The sequence below is a fragment of the Seonamhaeicola sediminis genome (assembly GCF_004358095.2).
In the GTDB taxonomy this organism is placed as follows: domain Bacteria; phylum Bacteroidota; class Bacteroidia; order Flavobacteriales; family Flavobacteriaceae; genus Seonamhaeicola; species Seonamhaeicola sediminis.
Map to the genome: position 1 here is coordinate 29,255 of NZ_SMZJ02000009.1, position 22,548 is coordinate 51,802.

Genomic DNA, 22,548 nt, shown 5'->3' on the forward strand with positions numbered 1-22,548 from the left:
TGTCTAATTACATATTAGCATATAAATCAATCATTTCACCTTCCGCCAGTTGTACAATTGCCTTTTTAACAGCATTTGTTTTACCATGTTGAATACCAGTTTTTGTATACTTGGTACTACGATCTGGACGGACATTTATAGTACGAACTTTTTCAACAGAAACACCATAAGTAGCCTCTACAGCTTTTTTGATTTCCACCTTGTTCGCCTTTGTATTCACCGCGAAGGTATAGCAGTTATTTAACTCACTATCTGCAGTCGCTTTTTCTGTGATTATAGGTTTAATTAAGATACTCATACTGTGTCTTATTTACTTAAGTTAGATTCTATTCCTTCTAAAGCGCCTTCTAAAAACACTACTTGATTTGCATTTAAAATCTTGTAAGTACTTAATTCTGAGCTTGTTATAACCTCGGAACCTTTTAAATTGCGCGATGACAAATATACGTTATTATTTGACCCACCCAACACAAACAAAGACTTTTTGTTTTCCAAGTCTAACGCCTTTAAAACAGCGGTAAAGTTTTTAGTTTTTGGAGCCTCAAAATTGAAGTCTTCTAAAACCGTAATGGCCTTTTCTCCTGCTTTAATACTTAACGCAGATTTACGTGCTAAACGCTTTAAGTTTTTATTAAGTTTGAAACTGTAATTTCTTGGTCTAGGCCCAAACATACGTCCACCACCTTTAAATACACCAGACTTAATACTACCTGCTCTGGCAGTACCAGTTCCTTTTTGTTTCTTAATCTTGCGAGTACTTCCAACAATCTCACTTCTTTCTTTAGATTTGTGAGTACCTTGACGTTGATTAGCTAAAAACTGCTTAACGTCTAAATATACCGCATGATTATTAGGTTCAATAGCAAACACATCATTAGAAAGCTCTGCTTGTCTACCTGTGTCTTTTCCGTTTATATCTAAAACTGCTACTTTCATTACTTACGAATAATTACATAAGAGTTTTTATGTCCAGGCACACAACCTTTAACAACAAGTAAGTTCTTTTCAGCAACTACTTTTAAAACTCTTAAATTTTGAACTTTCACTTTTTCACCACCCATTCTTCCGGCCATTTTCATTCCTTTGAAAACTCTAGCAGGATATGAAGCAGCTCCAATAGAACCAGGCGCTCTTAAACGGTTATGCTGACCGTGAGTAGATTGACCCACACCACCAAATCCGTGACGCTTTACAACACCTTGAAATCCTTTTCCTTTAGATGTTCCAGAGATATCAACAAATTCTCCTTCAAGGAAATGCTCAACAGTAATGGCATCTCCTAACTTGTACTCCTCGTCAAAACCTTTAAATTCCACGACTTTGCGTTTTACAGAAGTACCTGCTTTCTTAGCATGACCTAAGTCTGCTTTAGTAGCACTTTTTTCTGTCGCGTCATCGAAACCTAATTGAACAGCCTTATAACCGTCAACCTCTTCAGTTCTGACTTGGGTAACGATACATGGTCCAGCTTCGATTACTGTACAAGGAATGTTCTTCCCGTTTTCATCAAAGATGCTGGTCATACCGATTTTTTTTCCAATTAACCCAGACATAATTTAATTATTAATTTATTTATTACTTATTTAAAAAATTTCAGGGACAAAATACGTTTCGTCCCTGAAATGTATTTATCCGTTTTTCCCGCGACCGCATCGGTGGGACATGTTAGATTCCGAAACCATGTTCGGAATGACAAACTATACTTTAATTTCTACTTCAACACCACTTGGTAATTCAAGCTTCATCAACGCATCAATAGTTTTTGATGACGACGAGTAAATATCCATTAATCTTTTGTAAGAAGATAATTGAAATTGCTCTCTTGATTTCTTATTTACGTGTGGAGAACGTAGTACAGTAAATATTTTCTTGTGTGTTGGCAATGGAATTGGTCCTGTTACCACCGCACCAGTACTTTTAACTGTTTTTACAATCTTATCAGCAGATTTATCTACTAAATTGTGATCGTAAGACTTTAATTTTATTCTGATTTTCTGACTCATGTTCTTAAAATTTTTAAGCTTCAACGCCTTTAGCTGCCTTAATTACTTCTTCAGATATATTTGAAGGTGTTTCTGCATAGTGATCAAATTCCATTGTTGATGTTGCACGACCTGATGATAAGGTACGTAATGCTGTTACATATCCAAACATTTCTGATAATGGCACAAAGGCTTTTACAACTTTAGCTCCTGCTCTATCACTCATATCGTTAACTTGTCCTCGACGACGGTTAAGGTCACCTACAATATCACCCATATTTTCTTCTGGAGTAATCACTTCTAGTTTCATGATAGGTTCCATGATTACGGCTTTTGCAGCTTTAGCAGCAGCTTTAAACCCTAATTTAGCAGCTAATTCGAATGATAATTGATCAGAATCCACATCGTGGTAAGAACCATCCGTTAAAGTTACCTTCATTGCGTCTACTTCATAACCAGCTAATGGTCCATTAACCATAGCCATTTTAAATCCTTTCTCAATAGAAGGGATAAATTCCTTTGGCACGTTACCACCCTTAATCTCAGAAATGAACTCAAGACCTTGCTTACCTTCTTCTGCAGGCTCAAGGGTAAATACAATATCTGCAAATTTACCACGTCCACCAGATTGTTTTTTGTAAACTTCTCTATGCTGCGCAACTTGAGTAATAGCTTCTTTGTATTCTACTTGAGGCTGACCTTGGTTTACTTCAACCTTAAATTCACGCCTTAAACGGTCTACAATAATATCTAAGTGAAGCTCACCCATTCCAGAAATGATGGTTTGTCCTGAAGCTTCATCAGTTCTAACGGTAAACGTTGGATCTTCTTCAGCTAACTTACCTAAAGCCATACCTAGTTTATCAACATCTGCTTTAGTTTTAGGCTCAACAGCAATACCAATTACTGGATCTGGGAAATCCATAGATTCTAATACAATAGGATGTTTTTCATCAGACATGGTATCACCAGTCTTAATGTCTTTAAATCCTACTGCCGCACCTATATCTCCTGCTTCTATATATTCGATAGCGTTTTGCTTATTGGAGTGCATTTGATAGATACGTGAGATACGCTCTTTTTTACCTGAACGGTTGTTCAAGATATAAGAACCAGCATCTAAACGTCCTGAATATGCACGGAAGAATGCTAAACGACCTACGAAGGGGTCGGTAGCGATTTTAAATGCCAAAGCTGAAAATGGCTCCTTAGCATCTGGCTTGCGAGATACTTCAGCTCCTGTATCTGGGTTGGTCCCTACAATATTGTCTCTATCTAGTGGAGACGGTAAGTAACGACAAACAGCATCTAATAAGAACTGAACACCTTTATTTTTAAATGAAGACCCACAAATCATTGGAATGATAGCCATATCCATAACAGCAGCTCTAAGTGCAGCATGCACTTCTTCTTCTGTAATGGAATCTTCATCTTCCATGAATTTTTCTAAAAGATTCTCATCGTAAGTAGCCACTTCTTCAATTAACAGCGCACGATACTTACGAGCTTCTTCTTTTAATTCTTCTGGAATATCAATCACATCAAAAGTAGCTCCTTGAGTTTCATCGTGCCATACAATAGCTCTGTTCTTAACAAGGTCTACAATACCTTTAAAGTCTACCTCATCACCAATATTCAATACAATTGGCACTGCGTTAGACTTTAACATATCCTTTACTTGCTGACAAACCGCTAAGAAGTTTGACCCTTGACGGTCCATTTTGTTAACGAAACCAATTCTAGGCACTTTGTAATTATCAGCTAATCTCCAGTTTGTTTCAGATTGTGGCTCAACACCATCAACCGCACTAAACAAGAATACCAAACCATCCAATACACGTAACGAACGGTTTACTTCAACCGTAAAGTCAACGTGACCTGGAGTATCAATGATATTAAAATGATAAGGTTTAGTTTCATCTATAGGTTGTCCATTTTGCAATGGAAAGTTCCATGTACAAGTGGTGGCAGCAGAAGTAATAGTAATACCTCTTTCTTGTTCTTGCTCCATCCAGTCCATAGTTGCTGCTCCGTCATGCACCTCACCTATTTTATGTGACACACCTGTATAATAAAGAATACGCTCAGTGGTTGTAGTTTTCCCTGCATCAATATGCGCAGCAATACCTATGTTTCTAGTATATTTTAAATCTCTTGCCATTTCCTAAAATCTAAAGTGAGAGAATGCTTTATTTGCTTCTGCCATTTTATGAGTATCAACTCTTTTCTTAACAGCTGCTCCTTCTTCTTTAGCTGCTGCTAAAATTTCTGAAGCTAATCTTTGTGCCATTGATTTTTCATTACGCTTACGCGCATAACTAATCAACCATTTCATAGCTGTTGAAATTTTACGGTCTGGACGAATTTGCATTGGAATTTGAAAGGTGGCACCACCAACACGACGACTACGCACTTCTACGTGAGGCATCACATTTGATAAAGCATCTTTCCATAGCTCTAAAGCTGTTTTCTCGTCATCTGTCTTTTTTGCATCTACAATATCAATGGCATCGTAGAATACTTTGAACGCTACTGACTTTTTACCGTCCCACATTAAGTTGTTCACAAAACGTGTTACCAATTGGTCGTTAAACCTTGGGTCTGGTAAAAGCGGTCTTTTTTTCGCTGCTCTTTTTCTCATGTCTTCTTCTTAAATAAAGATTAATTACTTTTTAGGGCGTTTAGCACCGTACTTAGATCTACGTTGGGTTCTTCCAGCAACACCTGCTGTATCTAAAGCCCCACGAACAACGTGATATCTAACACCTGGCAAATCTTTTACCCTTCCACCTCTAACCAATACTATCGAGTGCTCTTGAAGATTATGTCCTTCACCACCAATGTATGCATTAACCTCGTTTCCGTTTGTTAAACGAACCCTTGCTACCTTTCTCATTGCAGAGTTAGGTTTTTTAGGTGTTGTTGTATAAACACGAGTACATACACCACGTCTTTGTGGACAAGAATCTAAAGCAGCCGATTTACTCTTCTTGGTTATTTTGGCTCTTCCTGTTCTTACTAATTGCGAAATTGTTGGCATATATAAATTATATAAAATTTTAAATCCTCTTATTAGAGGGCTGCAAAGGTAGAAATTAAAATGAATAATTCAAACCCTAATTCATTAATTTTCAAGGGAATTTAAATTTATACTTAAAAGCTATATTATTACTGTGCTTTTTACGTTAGTTTTACAATAAAAAATCAGCCATTTCAAAGTGAACAAGACAGTTTTAAAACTCCTTACAATTCTTGTACTTTTTTCATCAGAGGTTTTTTGTCAAAATTTGAAGTTGAACATTAGTGGTAGCTCACCAAAAGAAACCCAAATAATCGACTCCTTAAATTATTTAAAAAACCACAAAGACATCCTCTCCATTAAAACTGAAATAAACGCTGTTCAAAAGCAACTTTACAGAAAAGGGTTTATCGAGAATAGGTTTGATTCAATTCAACAGACAAAAGACTCTGTTTTTAACGCTAAGTTTCAACTAAAAAAAAGATTTAACACCATACATATATATTATGAGAATGATGTGGTTTCAAAATCGGTTTTGAAACAAATTTCAAAAGATGTATTTAATGACTATTTTAAGTTAAAATTTACTGAAACTGAAAATGCATTAAATTTCATAAACTCTAAAATTTCAGAGCAAGGGTTTCCGTTTTCAAAAATAAAGTTGTCTAATATCAAAACAAAAGACCAAAATAAATTGAACGCTAAACTCATTATTGCAAATAATAGTAATAAAAGAACTATTAATAACATCATCGTAAAAGGCTATGAAAAATTTCCTGAAGCTTATCTAAAACACTTTTTAAAAATAAAACCGTCGCAAATTTTCGATTTAAACAAAATAAAAACAAAAACCGAGCAATTACAAAACTTAAGATTTGCTTCTGAAGTTAAACCACCCGAAATTTTGTTTTCTAATGATTCTACAACCTTATATCTTTACTTAAAAAAAAATCAAAGTAATTCTTTTGATGGGTTTCTAGGTTTTGGAACCAATGAAGAAACTAATAAAATTGAGTTTGATGGCTATTTAAATTTAAATCTAACCAACAATTTAAATTTTGGCGAATCATTCAGCTTACTTTACAAGAGCGATGAAAATGACCAAAAAACATTTCAAACCTCTTTAACGTTACCCTATTTATTTAAATCTCCTATTGGTTTAGACTTATCTCTTTACATTTTTAAAAAAGATTCGAGCTTTACAACCGTAAACCAATCGGTAAAATTACATTATCAAATAAATGCTAAACATAAAATTAGTTCTGGGGTTCTTTTTGAAGAGTCAAACAATCTTTTAAACAACAACTCATTTACAGCTATATCAGACTACAAAAAGAATTTCATTTCATTTAGCTACCAGTTTACAAAACCCCAAAACAATAACACACTATTTCCTATCAATTCCTATGTACATTTGGAAACAAACTTTGGAAACAGAAAAGAAACATCTCAAAAAGAAAAGCAATCATTATTTCAAATGAATGCTTTTAATATATTCAACCTAAATGACAAAAACAGCTTATACATTAGAACGAATGGAGCAGTTATATATTCAAATTCGTACTTTGAAAATGAGCTTTTGCGCTTTGGTGGTATAAATTCCATAAGGGGTTTTGAAGAAAACAGCCTTTTTGCATCCCTTTACGGATTGATAAATACAGAATACAGATTTCAACTAAATAACTCTATTTACTTACATTCTGTAATTGATGCCGCCTATTTTGAAAATAAAACATCCAACTTAAGTCAAAAACTTTTTAGCTATGGTTTTGGATTTGGTATTCTAACCAAGTCTGGGCTATTCAAGCTCAACTATGCTAACGGAAAAAGAGAAAACGAACAGTTCAAACTTTCCAACTCAAAAGTTCATATTAGCTTAACTACAATTTTCTAACTAAGAACCTGAAGAATTATAAATTTTCAAGCTTTAAAGCTATTTTTATTGAATTTTCTAGTCAAATTTCAAATTTTAACCATTATTTATTGCTTTATTAACTTTTTATTATGATTTTTGGCATTGACTAATTCAAATAATTATAAAATGAAAACAAAGTTTAGTGGAATTCTAACGCTAATACTAGCGTTTGTTGTGCATATCTCTTTTGCACAAGAAAAGACAATTTCAGGTACAGTTTCGGATAATAGCGGACTCCCTCTACCTGGAGCAACTGTCTTAGTTAAAGGTACTACTACAGGTACCTCAACCGATTTTGATGGCAATTACACAATCTCAGTAAATCAAGGTAGTGTGCTTGTTTTTAGTTTTGTTGGTTACACTACCCAAGAAATAATAGTTGGAGCGTCAAGCACCATCAATATTACATTGGTAGAGGATGCAACATCTCTTGAAGAAGTGGTTGTAACTGCTCAGGGGATTAAACGTGAGAAAAAGGCCCTAGGTTATGCAGTAACTACAATTGATTCTGATGCTATTGAAAGTAAACCTGAAACTGATGTTGCTAAGTTATTAACAGGTAAAGTTGCCGGTGTACAGGTAAACACAGCAGGTGGTTTCTTAGGGGTTACACCCAACGTAATCATTCGTTCTAAAAACTCCATTACTGGTAACAACCAGCCCCTGTATATTATTGATGGTATACCTATTGCTGGCGACCGTACTTTTGACCTTGACCCTAATAACATTGCTTCTACAAGTGTACTTAAAGGGCTTGCGGCCTCAACACTGTACGGAGAGGACGGTAGAAATGGTGTAATATTAATTCAAACGAAAACGGGTTCTTCAGCTACTAGAGATAAAAAATTTGAAATCGAGATATTACAAACTACTTCTCTATTATCGGTAGCCAACTTACCTGAATATCAAAATAAATACGGGCAAGGATCTGATAATGATATCAACACAACCTTCTTTGGTACTTGGGGAGCGGCCTTTGATGGTCAAATTGTTCCGCATCCACTAGCTATTGATGCTTATGCAGAGTCGTTTCCTCAATTCCAGGGTGCTACAGTAGAATATAAAGCAGCCCCTGACAACGTTGCAGATTTCTTTAATTCTGAATTAGCAACCAATACTTCCGTTTTGGTTTCTAAAAGAACTGAAGAAGCCTCTTTTGCTTTTAATGTGAGTTATGCAGATCAAAAAGGATTTGTTGAGTCGAATAGTTTAAAAAGGCTTAATTTATCTTTTGGTGGAGATATTAAATTGAGTAATAAATTTACGCTTAGTGCTAAGGCAGACTTTAGTGATACTGACACTAACAGACCTTCACTAGCTACTTTCCAATTACTTACTTGGATTCCTAGAAACTTAGATATTCATAATTTACCCTACGAAGACCCAAATACCGGTGCTAGTGTATATTATAGGACTACTATAACAAATCCTATCTGGAATATTAAAAATTCAGGATTTGGATTATTCACAGATCGTTTCATAGGTAGTACAAACTTAAAATATGATTTCTCAGAAAAAACGAGTTTAACCTACACCTATGGTTTAGACCTTTATAATGAACGTAATTTAAATTTCACAAATAAAGGAGGTAATGAAAACCCGCTTGGTTTCATGACAAGCTTTGACAATTATAATAAAGTACAAAACCACAGGTTTATATTTGCTTTTAATAGTATTGATTTGAATGATTCATTCTCTATGAATGGGCAATTAGGGTTTGAAACCAAAAATACCATCAGAGATGTATATGGTGTTACTGGTACAGACCAGGTTGTATTTGGAGTGCTTGATCTAGACAATTTTAGAGAACATGTACCAGTTACAAGATCCTCAACACTGGATGGATTTGCAATTACACCTTCAGAACAAAACAGAATAGGTCTTTTTGGAGCCGTTGATTTTGCTTATAAAAATTACCTATATTTAAATGTGCAAGCTAGAAATGACTGGGCGTCTACCGTTGAGAAAGAAAATCAGTCCGTATTTTACCCCAGTGTAGCTTTATCATTCATACCTTCGTCAGCATTTGAAGGGTTTGGTGGAGACTACTTGAAATTTAGAGCTAGTTACGGGTCTTCAGCTAGTTTCCCGTTGGCATATCAAACGCGTCCTACCCTAAATTCCCAAGCAAATGGATGGATTAATCCTTATGACAATTCAGTTGTAGCCTTTAATTCTGTTGATTCTTTTTTACCTAACCCAGATTTAGGACCAGAGTTCCTTAAAGAATATGAGGTGGGAGCTGAAGGTAGATTCTTTAATAATAGATTATCCTTTGATTTATCGTTATACCACAAAACGATTGAGGATCAGATTTTGTTTTCTAATTTACCAAATTCAACGGGATATGTTCTTACACAAATTAACGCAGGTGATGTAGAAACTAAAGGTATTGAGTTAGGGCTAACTATTACCCCTATACAAACCGATGATTTTACTTGGTCACTAAACAATAATTTCACTGCTTATGAATCTACCGTACAAAATCTCCCCGTTGATTTAGTTTCTATTGGTTCTGCAACTGGCGGTGATGGTAGTGTTTTAAATACTGCTATTAATGGTGAACCATTTGGTGTTTTTCGTGGAACTTATGCTGTTAAGGATGATAATGGGAACTTGTTAATAAACCCAACAACCGGTAAGATAATTTTCAGTGATGACGTTGGTTTAGATAATAAAATTATCGGAGATCCAAACGAAGATTTTAGATTTACCACTATCAATACCATTACCTATAAAAACATTAGTTTAAGTGCGCAATTAGAATATGTTTACGGTGGTGATATTTATTCAAATACAGCATCGAATTTATTAAGACGGGGGGTTACTATTGACACTCAAGACAGAGAGGGTTCATATATAATACCAGGCGTTTTAGGAGACCCTGCTACAGGTTTAGCACTAACTGATGGTAATGGAGACCCTATTCCAAATAATGTTCAAATTGGAGCTAATGATTTGTATTTTATCAACTTACAAGATGTTGATGAGAATGTAGTTTACGATGCCACTGTTATTCGTTTAAGAGATGTTTCTTTAAGTTATAAAATGCCGTCTAAACTGTTAGAAAAAACGCCGTTTGGCACCATGTCTTTTACATTATCAGGAAATAACTTATGGTTTGACACACCAAATTTACCAGAAGGTTTAAATCTTGACCCAGAGGTATTAGCTACGGGACAAGGAAATACCTTTGGTGTTGATTTTCAAAATGCACCTTCCTATAAGCAATACTCTTTTAGCGTCAAATTAACTTTTTAAAAAAAATACGCAATGAAAAAATATAAATTAATAACAATATTTTGTGTTTTATTAGGATTATCGATAGTAACCCTATTTAATTCTTGTGAAACTATAAATTTAGACTTACAAGATGACCCAAATGAACTTAGTCCCGAGTCTGCAAACCCAAGCTTTGTTTTAAACTCCATTATAGGTACATTTGGAATTCAACATTCTACTTTAGATGGTGTACTTGCTCCAATGGTAAGACATAACCATTTATTTGGAACTTATGCCAACAGTGCTGGTACTAGTACCATGAATTTTACTTGGCAGCAAACCTATGCTATTACTACTAACTTGAATTTTTTAAAGCCTATTGCTGAGGATAGAGATTTACCTCAACATGTTGGGGTGGGTCAAGTTATTCAAGCTTTTGCTTTTACTAACTTAGTAGATTTAATTGGAACCGCAGCTTTTAGCGAGGCTGTTAATCCTGAATTTGAAAACCCAAAACTAGATTCAGGAGAAAGTATCTATAATGCTGTATACGATATTTTAGATGAAGCTATTGTAAATTTGAGTAAAGAGAATTCAGTTCCGTTTGAAGACTTGTATTATAATGGCGATGCTGATAAATGGATTAAGTTAGCGAATACATTAAAAATAAGAATGTACGTTCAAAGCAAGTTAGTTGCTACACCTGCTATGGTTTCCAGTTTGAATGCCATAGTAGCTAGTGGAAATTTTATATCTGACCCAGTTGATGATTTTCAGGTTATTTTTGGAACCAATGAAAATAATCCTGATGTAAGACACCCTTATTTCCAACAACAATATGCCGATGGTACTAACGCTGGTAACGTATTTCAGAACAATGATTTTATGAATTTATTGTTGAATACAAAAATGGGAGGTGCGGACCCCAGAACACCTTATTACTTTTATAGACAAGATTTAAATGATCCTGTTGCTGAAGATTTTGATCATTGTATTGATGAAGATGGATTTGCTTACTGTTACCTAGGTGGTGGATATGATGGTAGAGACCATGGTGATGATGAAGGTATTGAAAATGATGGAGAGCAACGTGTTGCCTACGGCATTTATCCAGGCGGTGGTGCTTATGATAGTGCAGGAACTCAGGCTGAAGAAACTGAGATTGCCAATAATTCTTTTGTTTATGATCCTAATCTAGATACTGGAGGAGATGATGGTCTTACAGAAGAAGAGCAACTTGCACTTCACGTTAAAACACATTTAAGTACAGTTAACCCAAGTACGGTTAACAGCACTAATAATGGCGGTGCCGGTGTCGGTCCTTTTCTTACAGCCAGTTTTACTCATTTCTTACTTGCTGAGGCAGCCTTACCTGTTCCTCAGGGAATGGGAGCTTCTGGAGATAGTGCTGCTCTTCTTAAAAAGGGAATGGAATTAGCTTTTCAAAAGGTAGCGGATGTAAGTGGCATTCCATTTTCAACAGATACGGCAGCAGACTTTACAACTACAGAATATATAGACGAAGTTATGGCTGAATTTGATGCAGCAAGTGCCGAAGGGAAATTAGAAATAATAGCCCGTGAATTTTATATTGCCTGTTTTGGTAATAGTGTTGAAGCTTACAATCTATACAGAAGAACAGGTTATCCTGATTTTGAGCCTCATGTATTACCTAGTGGTGGTGATTTTCCTAGAAGTTTCTTTATACCTTCTTCTGAAATAGAAACTAATGCTAATTTAACAGAAGCTGATCAGAAAAAATTAACTGATCGTGTTTTTTGGGATACTAATCCCGCTGGATTTATAGATTAAAACAAAAATAATTATGAAAAATTTAAAATATATAATAGCATGTTTGGTTCTTTCTGTGATAAGTTTCTCTTGTACAGACCAAAGCACTTTTAGAAATCCTTCCCATTTCGAGTTAGAAAATGGTGCATATATAAGGTTTAAAACAATTCCTCCAACTTCATTTATTCCAGAAGATGCGGCATCGGTTTCTATTGCTGCCGAAATGTTTGATCCAAATGATAACGTCATCCAATATGATTTATCCATGATTGCAACAATTATTAGTACAGGACAAGTTTATAAAGTAGATGATTTTATTACCATCACTGACTTTCCCGCTACTTTAAATATTACAAGTCAAATGATTTCGGATGCAATCGGTGTACCCACTTCAGAGTTTGGAGCTGGCGATTTAATTCAATTTAAAGCAGTAACAACAAGAGATGATGGTGTCAAGTTTTATGGTATCCCTCCAACGTTTAATGATGACAATGGTACTGTTGGTATTGGTAATACAGAAAACAATTTATTGACCGCTGTAGCTTATAAAGATGCTATGGACTTTGAATACGTAATTGCTTGTCCGCTGGATGACACCAATACACTTTATACTGGTAAATATGAGTTGACAACCACTATACCAGGTGTTTTTGGCCCTATTTTTAACGATCAAGAGATTGAACTTGAAGCCATATCGGTTTATCAAAGAACATTTGAAGCTATTTATTTAGAGCCATTTGGCTTTGGTAATACTGCAACTTATACTATTAATTTTATTTGTGGTGAAGTAACTTTAGCGCCTGATCAAGGAACAGGACTTGGTTGTTCTGGAAGTTTAATTCTAACTTCTTCTACCATGCCTGGAGGATACAGTGAAACTGATGACTCAGAATTGATTGTTAACTTAATTGAAGACTCCGCAGGTTGTGGAGGTGGAGATACTGAAACAGCAATCGTTCTTAAGAAAATTTAATTAGGAAATAAAAATTAAAAAAAAATGAAAAAAATAATATATATATCATTATCTATATTAACTATTGGGCTTTTCTCCTGTAGTGATGATGACAGCTACTCTATTGCCTATGTAGATGATGAAGTTAAAACACCTTTAGTTGGCACCATTGAACTAAATAGAGCTGCAGCGGCACCAACAACTAAAATGATGGAAGCTACAGTTACAATTCCTCAAACTTTTGATGTAGAATCAATTGTTGAAGTAACTTCTGAGTCAAAATTTGGAAACTTTCTGGAAATCGAAACTTTTGTTGAAAAAAGTTATATAACAGTCCCTGCAGGTGCTACCTCAGGTGTAGGCCTAATTAGAACTGCTGGAGATGACGAAGCAGTATTAGATGACTTTAACGGTACTGCAAACTTCGCTTCTGCTTTTATAAGTGGTATTGCTCTTAAACAACCAGAAGAAGGGAGTATAGATGATCCATATACAATGACTTCTGATACTGTTTCAATAGCTGGTGTAGCTTACGATTCTTCAATGGATCCCGAAGAGGAGTCTTTGTCAATTAGTTTAGATTGGTTAGGTCCTTATAATGTAAATGATTTAGATCTTTACGTTTTTAATTCTAATTTCAGCTTTTTAATTGGAACAGAAACTGGCGACAGATTTGAAGGATTAATTTTTAATGACCCCGATGATGATATTCGCCCCGAGGATGGTAATGATTATACCGTTGAAATTGCTATTTGGGATCCTAATGGAAATGTAACATCTCCAATCCCTTACAGGCTTGTATTTACTCATCCTAATGGGGATACAGACATATATCTTGGCGAAGTAGACCCTGCTATTGGTTATATAGATCCTGTTAACATTTCAAAAACTACTACTATAGATGACGATGATAATGAAGTTATTACTTTTGTTACTTCATCAGCCATATAAAACTTAATTCTTACTAAAAAAACCACTTCATTAATGAGGTGGTTTTTTTATACCTTTACCCCATGCAAAACCAAACACAAATATTCGGTATTAGAGCCATTATTGAAGCTATTAACGCCGATAAAAGTATTGATAAAGTTTTTCTACAAAAGGGGTTAAGAGGTGAGCTGTTCACTGAACTGGAATCATTGTTAAGAAAACAAGGTATAAACACATCCTATGTTCCTGTTGAAAAGCTCAATCGGCTTACTAAAAAGAATCATCAAGGAGCAGTAGCTCAAATATCTCCTATTACATTTTATGATATAGAACACTTGGTTTTGAATGTTATTGAATCTGGAAAAACACCTTTGTTTTTACTCTTAGACCAACTTAGTGATGTTAGAAATTTTGGCGCCATTATTCGCACCGCTGAATGCACTGGCGTTGACGGCATTATTATTCAAAAAAAAGGAGGAGCACCAGTAAACGGTGATACTATAAAAACTAGTGCAGGTGCTGTTTATAAAATGCCCATCTGCAAAGTAGACCACATAAAAGATGCTGTTTTTTATATGCAGGCATCAGGTATTAAAGTAATTGCTGCTACCGAAAAAACAGATAATACATTATACGACGTTTCTTTTAAAGAACCTTGTGCTATTATCATGGGGTCTGAAGATAGAGGCATTAATCCATCAACACTCAAAATAGTTGATACTAAAGCAAAATTACCGCTCCTGGGTGATATACAATCTTTGAATGTTTCCGTTGCTTGTGGTGCCTTTCTATATGAAACAGTTAGGCAAAGATTGGCAATTGACAATTGACGATTGACGATTGACGATTGACGATTTACGATTTACGATTTACGATTTACTATTAAGTTATTCTTTTTTCTTCTTATAGGTATAATTTATTTTGATATCGTTCTTCTCTTCTTTGAGTTCAATGTTTTCAATAAAGTTTCCGTTTTCATCAAAATGTTTTAGAAAAGGATCATCTTCTTCTTTATAGTACTCCTGTTCCCATTCAAATTTTTTAGGTTTGGCTATTTGTCTCTTAAATAAAAATGCAAATGTAAGACCCGTTATCAACCCCGATAAATGCCCTTCCCAAGACACACCATCTTTAATTGGCATAACATACCAAACCATACTTCCATAAAGGAAAACTACCAATAACGACAATGCTATTAGCCGGTAATGTTTTGCTAAAACCCCTTTGAAAAATGTAAAGCTAACCAATACATAAATAAGACCGCTAGCACCAATATGATATGATGGCCTGCCAATACACCAGGTAAGAAATCCAGAAACGACAATTCCCCAAAGTATAACTTTCCAAGCAATGTGCCTATAAAAATAAAAAAGTGCCATGGTAAGCACCAACAAAGGCAATGTATTATGATATAAATGTTCAATACCACTGTGAATAAAAGGGCTTAAAAAAACTCCTCGTAATCCTTTTAACGTTAATGGATATATCCCGTATTCATTAAAATTGACATTAAAACGAACCTCAAACGAAAGTACAGACCAAATAATTAGCACTAAAAAAACGGGGTAAGCTATAACGCCTAAAGTGAATTTAAACTGTGTGTTTTGATTCATAAATTAAAGATAGCAAATAGTTATCCAAAATTAGGCTTTGTGTAAAATTGGCAGACTGTTATGTTAGAAGTTGTCGCAAGTTGCCCCGCGTAGCTGTAATAATGCAGACAGGCTTGTAACACAAAATAGAATCATCAAGAATTAAAGTGCCGCCTAACTATGTCTTTCTGAAAAAGTGAATAGTCTTTTCTAAAATTGTGGTACATGCAAAACCAAAAAATAGAGTAAATTTACAACTATGAATGAACCCTTAGCGGAACGATTACGCCCTAAAAGTTTAGAGGACTATGTAAGTCAAACCCATTTGATTGGAGAGCATGGTGCTTTAACTCAAAGTATCAAACAAGGATTGATTCCGTCAATGATTTTTTGGGGGCCACCAGGAACAGGTAAAACTACTTTAGCTAACATTATTGCAACAGAATCTGGTAGGCCTTTTTACACACTCAGTGCTATAAACTCTGGAGTAAAAGATGTGCGAGGTGTGATTGAAAAGGCAAAACAAAGTGGTGGTTTGTTCACAACCAAAAACCCTATTTTGTTTATAGATGAGATACATAGATTTAGTAAATCTCAGCAAGATTCTTTATTACAAGCGGTTGAAAAAGGTTGGATTACATTGATTGGTGCTACTACTGAAAATCCAAGTTTTGAGGTAATTTCAGCATTATTATCCCGTTGTCAGGTTTACATTTTAAATGCTTTTGATAAAAATGATTTAGAGACACTTTTAAAACGAGCCATTGAAAAAGACACTATCATCTCAAAGAAAAAGATAGAACTAAAGGAAACCAGCGCACTTCTTAGACTTTCAGGTGGTGATGCCAGAAAATTACTTAATATTTTTGAACTTATTGTAAATTCGGTTGATGGTGACGTTATTATTAATGACAACTTAGTTCTTGAAAAAGTTCAAAATAATACGGTACGTTATGATAAAACTGGCGAGCAACATTATGATATTATTTCGGCGTTTATAAAATCTATTCGTGGTAGTGACCCAAATGGTGCGGTGTATTGGTTAGCTCGTATGATTGAAGGTGGCGAAGACCTAAAATTTATAGCTAGAAGATTATTAATTTTAGCTAGCGAAGATATTGGTAATGCCAACCCAACAGCATTGGTAATTGCAAACAATACATTTCAAGCAGTATCAACTATTGGATATCCAGAATCTAGAATTATTTTAAGCCAGTGTGCTACTTATTTGGCATGTTCTGCTAAAAGTAATGCAGCTTATTCTGCTATTAACCTAGCTCAACAAAAAGTACGTGAAACTGGTGATTTAAGTGTTCCGTTAGAAATTCGAAATGCCCCCACTAAACTCATGAAAGAACTTGGTTATGGTGAAAATTATAAATATGCTCATAATTACGAGAACAATTTTACCGACCAAGAATTCCTACCAGACGAGATAAAAAACACTACTTTTTATAACCCTGGAAATAACCCCAGAGAACAGACTCAAAAAGACTTTTTAAAACAACGTTGGAAAAAAAAATATGGTTATTAGTATAGTTTATAGTTATTGCTAATAGTTACTGGAAACATTAAAACTTAATGTTTAAAGCTTCGGTTTTCATGGTATCTTCTACATAATACTCAATGACCCAGTTATTCCCTCTTTTGTAAACCAGAGCACTTTTCCCTTCTACCAAAAAAACATTATCAATTCCAGTTTTACTGATTTTATAAACTACTTTAGGAGAACTATCCACTAATTGAAAACCATTAGTAATTGGTTGTGCATACAACACATCTGATGAGTCTTTTTTATTTACTGGCTGAGTAATAACCTTTGATAGTTCTGGGGAAACTTCTCTATTATTTGGTTTAGAAACCACTGGTGATTCGTCGCTTTTTTCTTCAACTTTAGCAATTTCTTTAGCCTTTTTAAGATTTTCAATTTCGGCCTTTAACTCCTGAATTTCTTCAGAAACTTCATTTTTAACATCAAGTTGTTGAGACGTACTTGATGTTGAAGTCAAAGACGAAACATTCTCATTGGACACATATGCATAATTTAATTTTCCTAATTCTTCAAAAGCTTGTCTAAGCGCTATGTTATAAGCTTTTTCATATTCTTTCTCTCTACTTTCTCCCATAGGGGATGTGTAAATAATTTGGTCATTACAATCCATGAGTTCAATCTTTAGTTTGGTTTTAAACATACCTGACTCTGCAGAAACATTAGATCTTAACGCTAAACATCTATTTCTTTTTAAATCTTCAGGGTAATCTTCCCCTTCTAAAAAAGCATTAAAACCATGCTTTTCAAATAAAAATTTAGCTAAAGAGTTTAATTGATACTGATCTTTTTTCTTTAAAAAATCAAATCTATTTGGAACAATAACATATTTGTAATTACTCAAATTAGTTTGAGAAAAAGCAGAAAAAACTGTAAAAAAAGCAATAGTAATTAAAGTACATTTAATCTTCATCATTTGTAAATATATAATTAATGCCTAATTGTAAAGATAGGCTTTGCGCATTGTAAATATTTTTAAAGTTAAGAAAATTATCTGCCATTATATAAAAATTTACGCCTCCCAATTGGGCGGACATCCCTAACCCAATGTTTGTAAACGAATATGAATCTAAAGTATAAGCTGCTTTTACACTTAACCCATTTAATAATCTTCTGTAGTAATATGTCGTTAGTGCTACCTGCGGTAGCTTAGGTCTATTAATAGCATATAGTTGTATCCCTACTCTGTTTAAATATCCTGAATCATCAAATGTGCAATCACATTCTTTACTAACTTTTTTTCCAAACGCATAATTAAGAGAAGAATTGAGTTTTATAGGGCGCCACGTAGTATATTTTGTTCTCGTAGTATCTAAAGTAAAAAGATTACTAAACTCTTCCTCTATTGCTGTCCAATATTCATCAGCTGTTTGTCCTGAACCTACTTCTGGAAAAATTGGATTAATCCCTTCAAATACATAGTTCCCTTTTAACTCATAATTTTCAACATGTTTTCTATGCCTTATAAAACCAAAATCTAATAAACTTCCATCTAAATACCAATGTTTATCAATGTTGTAGGAGAATCCTAAATCGATACCCAGACCTAAGTTACTACCAAATAATAATTGTTTAGTAATGTCTTTCATTTCAAAATCTGAATCCATAGTTAAATTAACCAATCCAGACGTTTTAAGACTTAAATCTAAATCAAAAATATGATCATAAGCATTATTATCTCCATTTACAGTTATGAAAGTACCCGTATTACTCACTGAATTTACATTAGTAATACTAGAATACACCTTACCTCTAATACCGTAAGTAAATTTATCATTAACAACCTTGTTATATCCAATATGTAAAACGGATATTAATTCTGAAGTTCCATTTAAATGATCTAAGCGAAAAGGCCTATTAATATTGTTTTGATTCCCTTCATAAACTAATTTAGCGTAGTCTTTTGGAAAATATAAAATAGCATCTACTTCTTGATAAAGTCCAAAACTTATATATTCATTTTTATCATAGCTAGGTCCAAAAGCAAAACCTCCTGATAAAATTTCAAGTTGTTGATTAAATGTAAAAAAGTCTGTTGGTCTTAATCTGTAGACCACCTCTTCCAACTTTGTATTAAAGTCCTTTCCATCAACTGCAAATAAATCATAAACCGTTACTCCTGAGCTTCCTCCATTTGCATGAATATGAGATAGTAGTGGTATTCCAAAATACCAATCATTATGCGTTTTACCTCCAGGGTTTTGCAAAAGAGACTGAGGAATCTCAGTAAAACCATATAAGATTTGTTTGTTTTGAGCATAAGATACTGCCATTAACAGGAAAACAAACCAAGCACACTTTTTCATAGTGTGTTATCAATATTTAAAAAGAATATCCCTTTAGATTTCAATTTAATACTTCCAGGAGTATTTTCATTGATTACTGGACCTGGTTTCAAGTTTAAAGTGAAAAGTAATTTTCCGGTTTCAAAAAGGCTCTCAAGTGTATTATTTTCAAATACTTCAGTGTAATTAAATATTGTAGGTGTATTGGTAGAAGATGCTTCTACAGCAAATGAAAAGCTATGTAATTGAATATTAGAATCTGTAAGGAAATCAATCCTTAATTCAATACCTCTGTTGATACTATTTGTAGTTTCAAAAACAAATTCGGCTTTAACAAGATGTTCCTTTATAAACGCATCCTTAAAAATTTCAACTAGTACAGAATCCTGAACCGAAGATATTTCAACACCATCTTCTAAAAATTGATTTGCAGGCTCATCCAGAAATATAAGACTTGATTCAATTACTGGAGTAACTTCAAAATCATCAATCTGATTAAAATCAATATCTTTAGTACAAGCTATTGTAAAGGCACTTAATAAAACTGACAACAGTAGTACATTAAAAGTTTTCTTTTTCATTTCCTTGCAAGTTAAAACAATTAGATTCTATAACATTACAGGTATTTTTTTAATTCCATTAGCTTAGTAACTTGTTTAACACCGTTTTTATTGTCTCCATTAACACTCACCAAAATAACATCCATTCCAACATTTTGAGCACCTAGAATATCGGCTTCATAATTATCACCTATCATAACACTAGTCTCTACCGTAGTTTGAGCCTTTTCTAGAGCGTAATTAAAGATTTTTGGATTTGGTTTTTTAACCCCAACAATTTCAGAATTGGTAACCGTTTTAAAGAAATGATTGATATTAGATTTGATTAGTTTCCTGTTTTGAACTTCCTCAAAGCCATTGGTAATGATGTGTAAATTATAATTAATTTTTAAGTAGCTCAGTACTTCATGGGTGTTTTCAAACAGAAAATTATGGGTAGTGAGGTAAGTAATATAATCTTCTGAAAGTTTAAAAATTGTACCTTCATCAACTTTTTTTCCTACCTGTAAAAATGCATCATTTAGTCTACCAAAGCGTAATGATTGCTTATCAATTCTCTCCTCTCTATAAAGTTTCCAGTAGTGTAAATTAATGGGTTCATAGAATGAAAGGAAATCTTCTATATCTACATCAATATTATTTAGCTCAAAAATTTTAGTAAAAGTTAATGCCGAGTTTCTATCAAAATCCCAAAGTGTATGATCTAAATCAAAGAAAACATCAGTTACTCTGTTATTTATCATTAGCAGAATCTAAAATAATATTAAACAATTCTTTAAAGCCTTTCCATCTGCCTATATCTGTAAATGTGTAGTTATGAAATACTGGTACAAATTCTCCGTTTACTTGTTTCACTTCGTTAATAATTTCACTTAAAACCTTTTTTTTATCTAGTAAGGATTTGTTTTTTAAAAGCGCATAATCCATTAAGTGATATGAATTAATCAATAACGGGGTTTGCACTTCGTAATCTAGATCATAAAACAAAAATGATGTGCAAGAACCAGCTCTAAAACCAATTTTGTTTACATAGCCCATGGTATAATCTTCCCTAATTTCTAAATCGATTAAATTTCGATACGATTCTGGTAAATTTATCCTTGAAAAAGACTGTCTTGATGCCTGTAATGGAATGTTTAATATATCTTCCATTCGTCTTTTTTCTTTTTTAAGAATGGACGCATCATCTATGGCAAAATAAGAGGTTTTTAGGCCAACATTACAATAATCTGCTACATGTTTAATTAACGATACAAAGCTTTTTTTATTGGCATTAATACCTTTGTCATAGGTTGAATAATCACCAATTAAAAAGAAATACAAAAACTTAAAATTACTGGATTTTTGCCTATTAATAACGTACTTAAAGGTATCATGCGGATCATGCTGAAACCCCAAAATTACTGTAATACGCAGATACAAACTCCTAAATTTAAACTGAAACAGGTCTTTAAGCGTACCTCCAATGGTTCGCATTATACCCTTAAGTTTATATTTATATGGACTAGGTACATCTATAATTGGTTTAATACTATACTTCTTGATTGGAAATTCAAAATCAGGGAACTGTTTCTGTAAAGCCTTCTTAAATTTATAAGCCCAAATATCTACAACCGGTTGGTGTAAAAAATTGTGTTTGTAGCCCAAACTTTCTTTTGCTGTAAAACGCCCAAATTCATCTTTAACATGCGGTAAGTATTCTTCATAACGAGATAATAAATAGAAAGCAGCAGCAAAAATATCAAACGGAATAGTGCCTTTTTCCCCAATGTAAAAGAAGCATTTTGTTGTATCCCAATCATGAACATGTACCTCAACATCAGATAAACCTTGCTCGAACATGATATCATGACTTCTTACAAAAAATTCATTTCCAAGTTGCTGTTTGGTATACGACATTTTTAGACTGTCATGCGCAATAAAAGTCTCAATTTTAGTGGTAAAATCTACATCAACTCCCAAAACTCTAGTACAAATATGCTTAAAAACGTATTTGACTCTGGGTGAAATGTTATGGGTATATACTAGAAGCATTTATAAAATGGTTTCGTCTGCAAAACTAAAATATGCTTTTTCTGTTATTATTAAATGATCCAAAACTTTTATATCTAAACTTTGAGCTGCATTTTTAAGTTTAGCCGTAATTTGCTTATCAGCCTCACTGGGTTTTAAAGTTCCAGACGGGTGATTATGGGCTAAAATGAGACTGGTAGCACCAACTTGCAAGGCATTTTTTAAGACCAATCGCACATCCACTAACGTTCCTGTGATACCGCCCTTACTCAATTGGTTTTTCTGAATAACCTTATTAGAATTATTCAAATAGATTATCCAAAATTCTTCATGATGCAACTCGCCAATTATAGGCTGCATCAATTCAAAAACCGACATACTTGAGGTTATTTTCTTTTTTTCAAGTGCTTCTTCACCCCTTCTACGTCTTCCCAATTCTAGAGCAGCTGCAATGGTAATGGCTTTAGCTTCTCCTATACCTTTAAACTCCATAAGCTGCTTGATTGAGAGCTTACCAAGTTCACTCAAATTATTATCTACACTGGCTAAAATTCGTTTACATAAAGCAACAGCACTTTCATCTTTATTGCCTGAACCTATTAAGATGGCTACTAACTCTGCATCACTCAAAGCCGCTTTACCTTTATATAGAAGTTTCTCTCTGGGTTGATCGTCTTGAGACCAGTTTTTAATTGAAAATGAAGATGGTTTTTCTTGCATAAAATCAATAACCTTGAT

Annotated in this window: 21 protein-coding genes; 7 read left to right on the forward strand and 14 right to left on the reverse strand. The window is 33.9% G+C overall.

Going from position 1 to position 22,548, the window contains the following annotated elements; all coding sequences use genetic code 11:
• Positions 1 to 7 precede the first annotated feature (7 nt).
• The 7 genes from rplW to rpsL all read right to left on the reverse strand — a co-directional run bounded on the left by rplW (position 8) and on the right by rpsL (position 5,022).
• Entirely contained in the window at positions 8 to 298 is a 291-nt protein-coding gene (gene rplW / locus E1J38_RS12820) for a 50S ribosomal protein L23 (RefSeq protein ID WP_116038990.1), read from the reverse strand.
• A gap of 8 nt (positions 299 to 306) precedes the next feature.
• Positions 307 to 936 (reverse strand): 50S ribosomal protein L4, encoded by a 630-nt coding sequence (gene rplD / locus E1J38_RS12825; RefSeq protein WP_133357242.1) that lies wholly within the window; start codon positions 934 to 936, stop codon positions 307 to 309.
• The gene (rplC, locus tag E1J38_RS12830) at positions 936 to 1,553 is read right to left on the reverse strand and encodes a 50S ribosomal protein L3 (protein ID WP_133357243.1); all 618 of its coding nucleotides are present in this window, start codon (positions 1,551 to 1,553) and stop codon (positions 936 to 938) included. Before rplC ends, rplD begins: the two co-directional genes overlap by 1 nt.
• A 144-nt stretch (positions 1,554 to 1,697) precedes the next feature.
• Complete coding sequence (gene rpsJ, locus E1J38_RS12835) at positions 1,698 to 2,003, reverse strand: 30S ribosomal protein S10 (protein ID WP_076698044.1); 306 nt, start codon at positions 2,001 to 2,003, stop codon at positions 1,698 to 1,700.
• Positions 2,004 to 2,016: 13 nt separating this feature from the next.
• A complete protein-coding gene (gene fusA / locus E1J38_RS12840; protein WP_133357244.1) occupies positions 2,017 to 4,143 on the reverse strand; it encodes an elongation factor G in 2,127 nt (708 codons plus the stop codon).
• A gap of 3 nt (positions 4,144 to 4,146) precedes the next feature.
• A complete protein-coding gene (gene rpsG / locus E1J38_RS12845) occupies positions 4,147 to 4,623 on the reverse strand; it encodes a 30S ribosomal protein S7 (RefSeq protein ID WP_133357245.1) in 477 nt (158 codons plus the stop codon).
• A 24-nt stretch (positions 4,624 to 4,647) separates the two neighbouring features.
• Positions 4,648 to 5,022 (reverse strand): 30S ribosomal protein S12, encoded by a 375-nt coding sequence (rpsL, locus tag E1J38_RS12850; protein WP_133357246.1) that lies wholly within the window; start codon positions 5,020 to 5,022, stop codon positions 4,648 to 4,650.
• A 247-nt stretch (positions 5,023 to 5,269) separates the two neighbouring features.
• Here rpsL and E1J38_RS12855 point away from each other — a divergent pair, with 247 nt between their 5' ends.
• The 6 genes from E1J38_RS12855 to rlmB all read left to right on the forward strand — a co-directional run bounded on the left by E1J38_RS12855 (position 5,270) and on the right by rlmB (position 14,641).
• Complete coding sequence (locus tag E1J38_RS12855; protein WP_255449892.1) at positions 5,270 to 6,895, forward strand: POTRA domain-containing protein; 1,626 nt, start codon at positions 5,270 to 5,272, stop codon at positions 6,893 to 6,895.
• A 147-nt stretch (positions 6,896 to 7,042) separates the two neighbouring features.
• Complete coding sequence (locus E1J38_RS12860) at positions 7,043 to 10,177, forward strand: SusC/RagA family TonB-linked outer membrane protein (RefSeq protein ID WP_133357248.1); 3,135 nt, start codon at positions 7,043 to 7,045, stop codon at positions 10,175 to 10,177.
• Between the two features lie 12 nt (positions 10,178 to 10,189).
• A complete protein-coding gene (locus tag E1J38_RS12865) occupies positions 10,190 to 11,950 on the forward strand; it encodes a SusD/RagB family nutrient-binding outer membrane lipoprotein (RefSeq protein WP_133357249.1) in 1,761 nt (586 codons plus the stop codon).
• Between the two features lie 13 nt (positions 11,951 to 11,963).
• Positions 11,964 to 12,902, forward strand: a complete 939-nt coding sequence (locus tag E1J38_RS12870; protein ID WP_133357250.1) for a hypothetical protein — start codon at positions 11,964 to 11,966, stop codon at positions 12,900 to 12,902.
• Between the two features lie 24 nt (positions 12,903 to 12,926).
• Positions 12,927 to 13,832, forward strand: a complete 906-nt coding sequence (locus E1J38_RS12875) for a hypothetical protein (protein ID WP_133357251.1) — start codon at positions 12,927 to 12,929, stop codon at positions 13,830 to 13,832.
• A 62-nt stretch (positions 13,833 to 13,894) separates the two neighbouring features.
• On the forward strand, positions 13,895 to 14,641 hold the full coding sequence (gene rlmB, locus E1J38_RS12880; protein ID WP_133357252.1) for a 23S rRNA (guanosine(2251)-2'-O)-methyltransferase RlmB: 747 nt from the start codon (positions 13,895 to 13,897) through the stop codon (positions 14,639 to 14,641).
• Positions 14,642 to 14,698: 57 nt separating this feature from the next.
• Here the strand turns inward: rlmB and E1J38_RS12885 are convergent, their stop codons facing one another.
• Positions 14,699 to 15,424, reverse strand: a complete 726-nt coding sequence (locus E1J38_RS12885; protein ID WP_133357253.1) for a rhomboid family intramembrane serine protease — start codon at positions 15,422 to 15,424, stop codon at positions 14,699 to 14,701.
• Between the two features lie 238 nt (positions 15,425 to 15,662).
• Here E1J38_RS12885 and E1J38_RS12890 point away from each other — a divergent pair, with 238 nt between their 5' ends.
• Positions 15,663 to 16,937, forward strand: coding sequence for a replication-associated recombination protein A (locus tag E1J38_RS12890; protein ID WP_133357254.1), 1,275 nt, complete (start codon positions 15,663 to 15,665; stop codon positions 16,935 to 16,937).
• A 37-nt stretch (positions 16,938 to 16,974) separates the two neighbouring features.
• On the opposite strand, the gene E1J38_RS12895 is transcribed toward E1J38_RS12890, so the two are convergent.
• From E1J38_RS12895 to radC, 6 genes are read right to left on the reverse strand one after another with little or no spacing between them, the layout of a single operon-like run.
• A complete protein-coding gene (locus E1J38_RS12895) occupies positions 16,975 to 17,868 on the reverse strand; it encodes a hypothetical protein (RefSeq protein ID WP_133357255.1) in 894 nt (297 codons plus the stop codon).
• Entirely contained in the window at positions 17,855 to 19,258 is a 1,404-nt protein-coding gene (locus E1J38_RS12900; protein ID WP_133357256.1) for a DUF5723 family protein, read from the reverse strand. The genes E1J38_RS12895 and E1J38_RS12900 overlap by 14 nt, the downstream gene beginning before the upstream one ends.
• Positions 19,255 to 19,818, reverse strand: coding sequence for a hypothetical protein (locus tag E1J38_RS12905; RefSeq protein ID WP_133357257.1), 564 nt, complete (start codon positions 19,816 to 19,818; stop codon positions 19,255 to 19,257). Before E1J38_RS12905 ends, E1J38_RS12900 begins: the two co-directional genes overlap by 4 nt.
• Before the next feature lie 35 nt (positions 19,819 to 19,853).
• A complete protein-coding gene (locus E1J38_RS12910) occupies positions 19,854 to 20,540 on the reverse strand; it encodes a YjjG family noncanonical pyrimidine nucleotidase (RefSeq protein WP_133357258.1) in 687 nt (228 codons plus the stop codon).
• Complete coding sequence (locus tag E1J38_RS12915; RefSeq protein WP_133357259.1) at positions 20,530 to 21,831, reverse strand: polysaccharide deacetylase family protein; 1,302 nt, start codon at positions 21,829 to 21,831, stop codon at positions 20,530 to 20,532. Before E1J38_RS12915 ends, E1J38_RS12910 begins: the two co-directional genes overlap by 11 nt.
• Positions 21,832 to 22,530, reverse strand: a complete 699-nt coding sequence (gene radC, locus E1J38_RS12920) for a RadC family protein (RefSeq protein WP_133357260.1) — start codon at positions 22,528 to 22,530, stop codon at positions 21,832 to 21,834.
• Positions 22,531 to 22,548 lie beyond the last annotated feature (18 nt).

Coding starts and splice junctions, on each gene's coding strand:
- rplW (WP_116038990.1), bottom strand. CDS start 298: ATGAGTATCTTAATTAAACCTATAATCACAGAAAAAGCGACTGCAGAT.
- rplD (WP_133357242.1), bottom strand. CDS start 936: ATGAAAGTAGCAGTTTTAGATATAAACGGAAAAGACACAGGTAGACAA.
- rplC (WP_133357243.1), bottom strand. CDS start 1,553: ATGTCTGGGTTAATTGGAAAAAAAATCGGTATGACCAGCATCTTTGAT.
- rpsJ (WP_076698044.1), bottom strand. CDS start 2,003: ATGAGTCAGAAAATCAGAATAAAATTAAAGTCTTACGATCACAATTTA.
- fusA (WP_133357244.1), bottom strand. CDS start 4,143: ATGGCAAGAGATTTAAAATATACTAGAAACATAGGTATTGCTGCGCAT.
- rpsG (WP_133357245.1), bottom strand. CDS start 4,623: ATGAGAAAAAGAGCAGCGAAAAAAAGACCGCTTTTACCAGACCCAAGG.
- rpsL (WP_133357246.1), bottom strand. CDS start 5,022: ATGCCAACAATTTCGCAATTAGTAAGAACAGGAAGAGCCAAAATAACC.
- E1J38_RS12860 (WP_133357248.1), top strand. CDS start 7,043: ATGAAAACAAAGTTTAGTGGAATTCTAACGCTAATACTAGCGTTTGTT.
- E1J38_RS12865 (WP_133357249.1), top strand. CDS start 10,190: ATGAAAAAATATAAATTAATAACAATATTTTGTGTTTTATTAGGATTA.
- E1J38_RS12870 (WP_133357250.1), top strand. CDS start 11,964: ATGAAAAATTTAAAATATATAATAGCATGTTTGGTTCTTTCTGTGATA.
- E1J38_RS12875 (WP_133357251.1), top strand. CDS start 12,927: ATGAAAAAAATAATATATATATCATTATCTATATTAACTATTGGGCTT.
- rlmB (WP_133357252.1), top strand. CDS start 13,895: ATGCAAAACCAAACACAAATATTCGGTATTAGAGCCATTATTGAAGCT.
- E1J38_RS12885 (WP_133357253.1), bottom strand. CDS start 15,424: ATGAATCAAAACACACAGTTTAAATTCACTTTAGGCGTTATAGCTTAC.
- E1J38_RS12890 (WP_133357254.1), top strand. CDS start 15,663: ATGAATGAACCCTTAGCGGAACGATTACGCCCTAAAAGTTTAGAGGAC.
- E1J38_RS12895 (WP_133357255.1), bottom strand. CDS start 17,868: ATGATGAAGATTAAATGTACTTTAATTACTATTGCTTTTTTTACAGTT.
- E1J38_RS12900 (WP_133357256.1), bottom strand. CDS start 19,258: ATGAAAAAGTGTGCTTGGTTTGTTTTCCTGTTAATGGCAGTATCTTAT.
- E1J38_RS12905 (WP_133357257.1), bottom strand. CDS start 19,818: ATGAAAAAGAAAACTTTTAATGTACTACTGTTGTCAGTTTTATTAAGT.
- E1J38_RS12910 (WP_133357258.1), bottom strand. CDS start 20,540: ATGATAAATAACAGAGTAACTGATGTTTTCTTTGATTTAGATCATACA.
- E1J38_RS12915 (WP_133357259.1), bottom strand. CDS start 21,831: ATGCTTCTAGTATATACCCATAACATTTCACCCAGAGTCAAATACGTT.
- radC (WP_133357260.1), bottom strand. CDS start 22,530: ATGCAAGAAAAACCATCTTCATTTTCAATTAAAAACTGGTCTCAAGAC.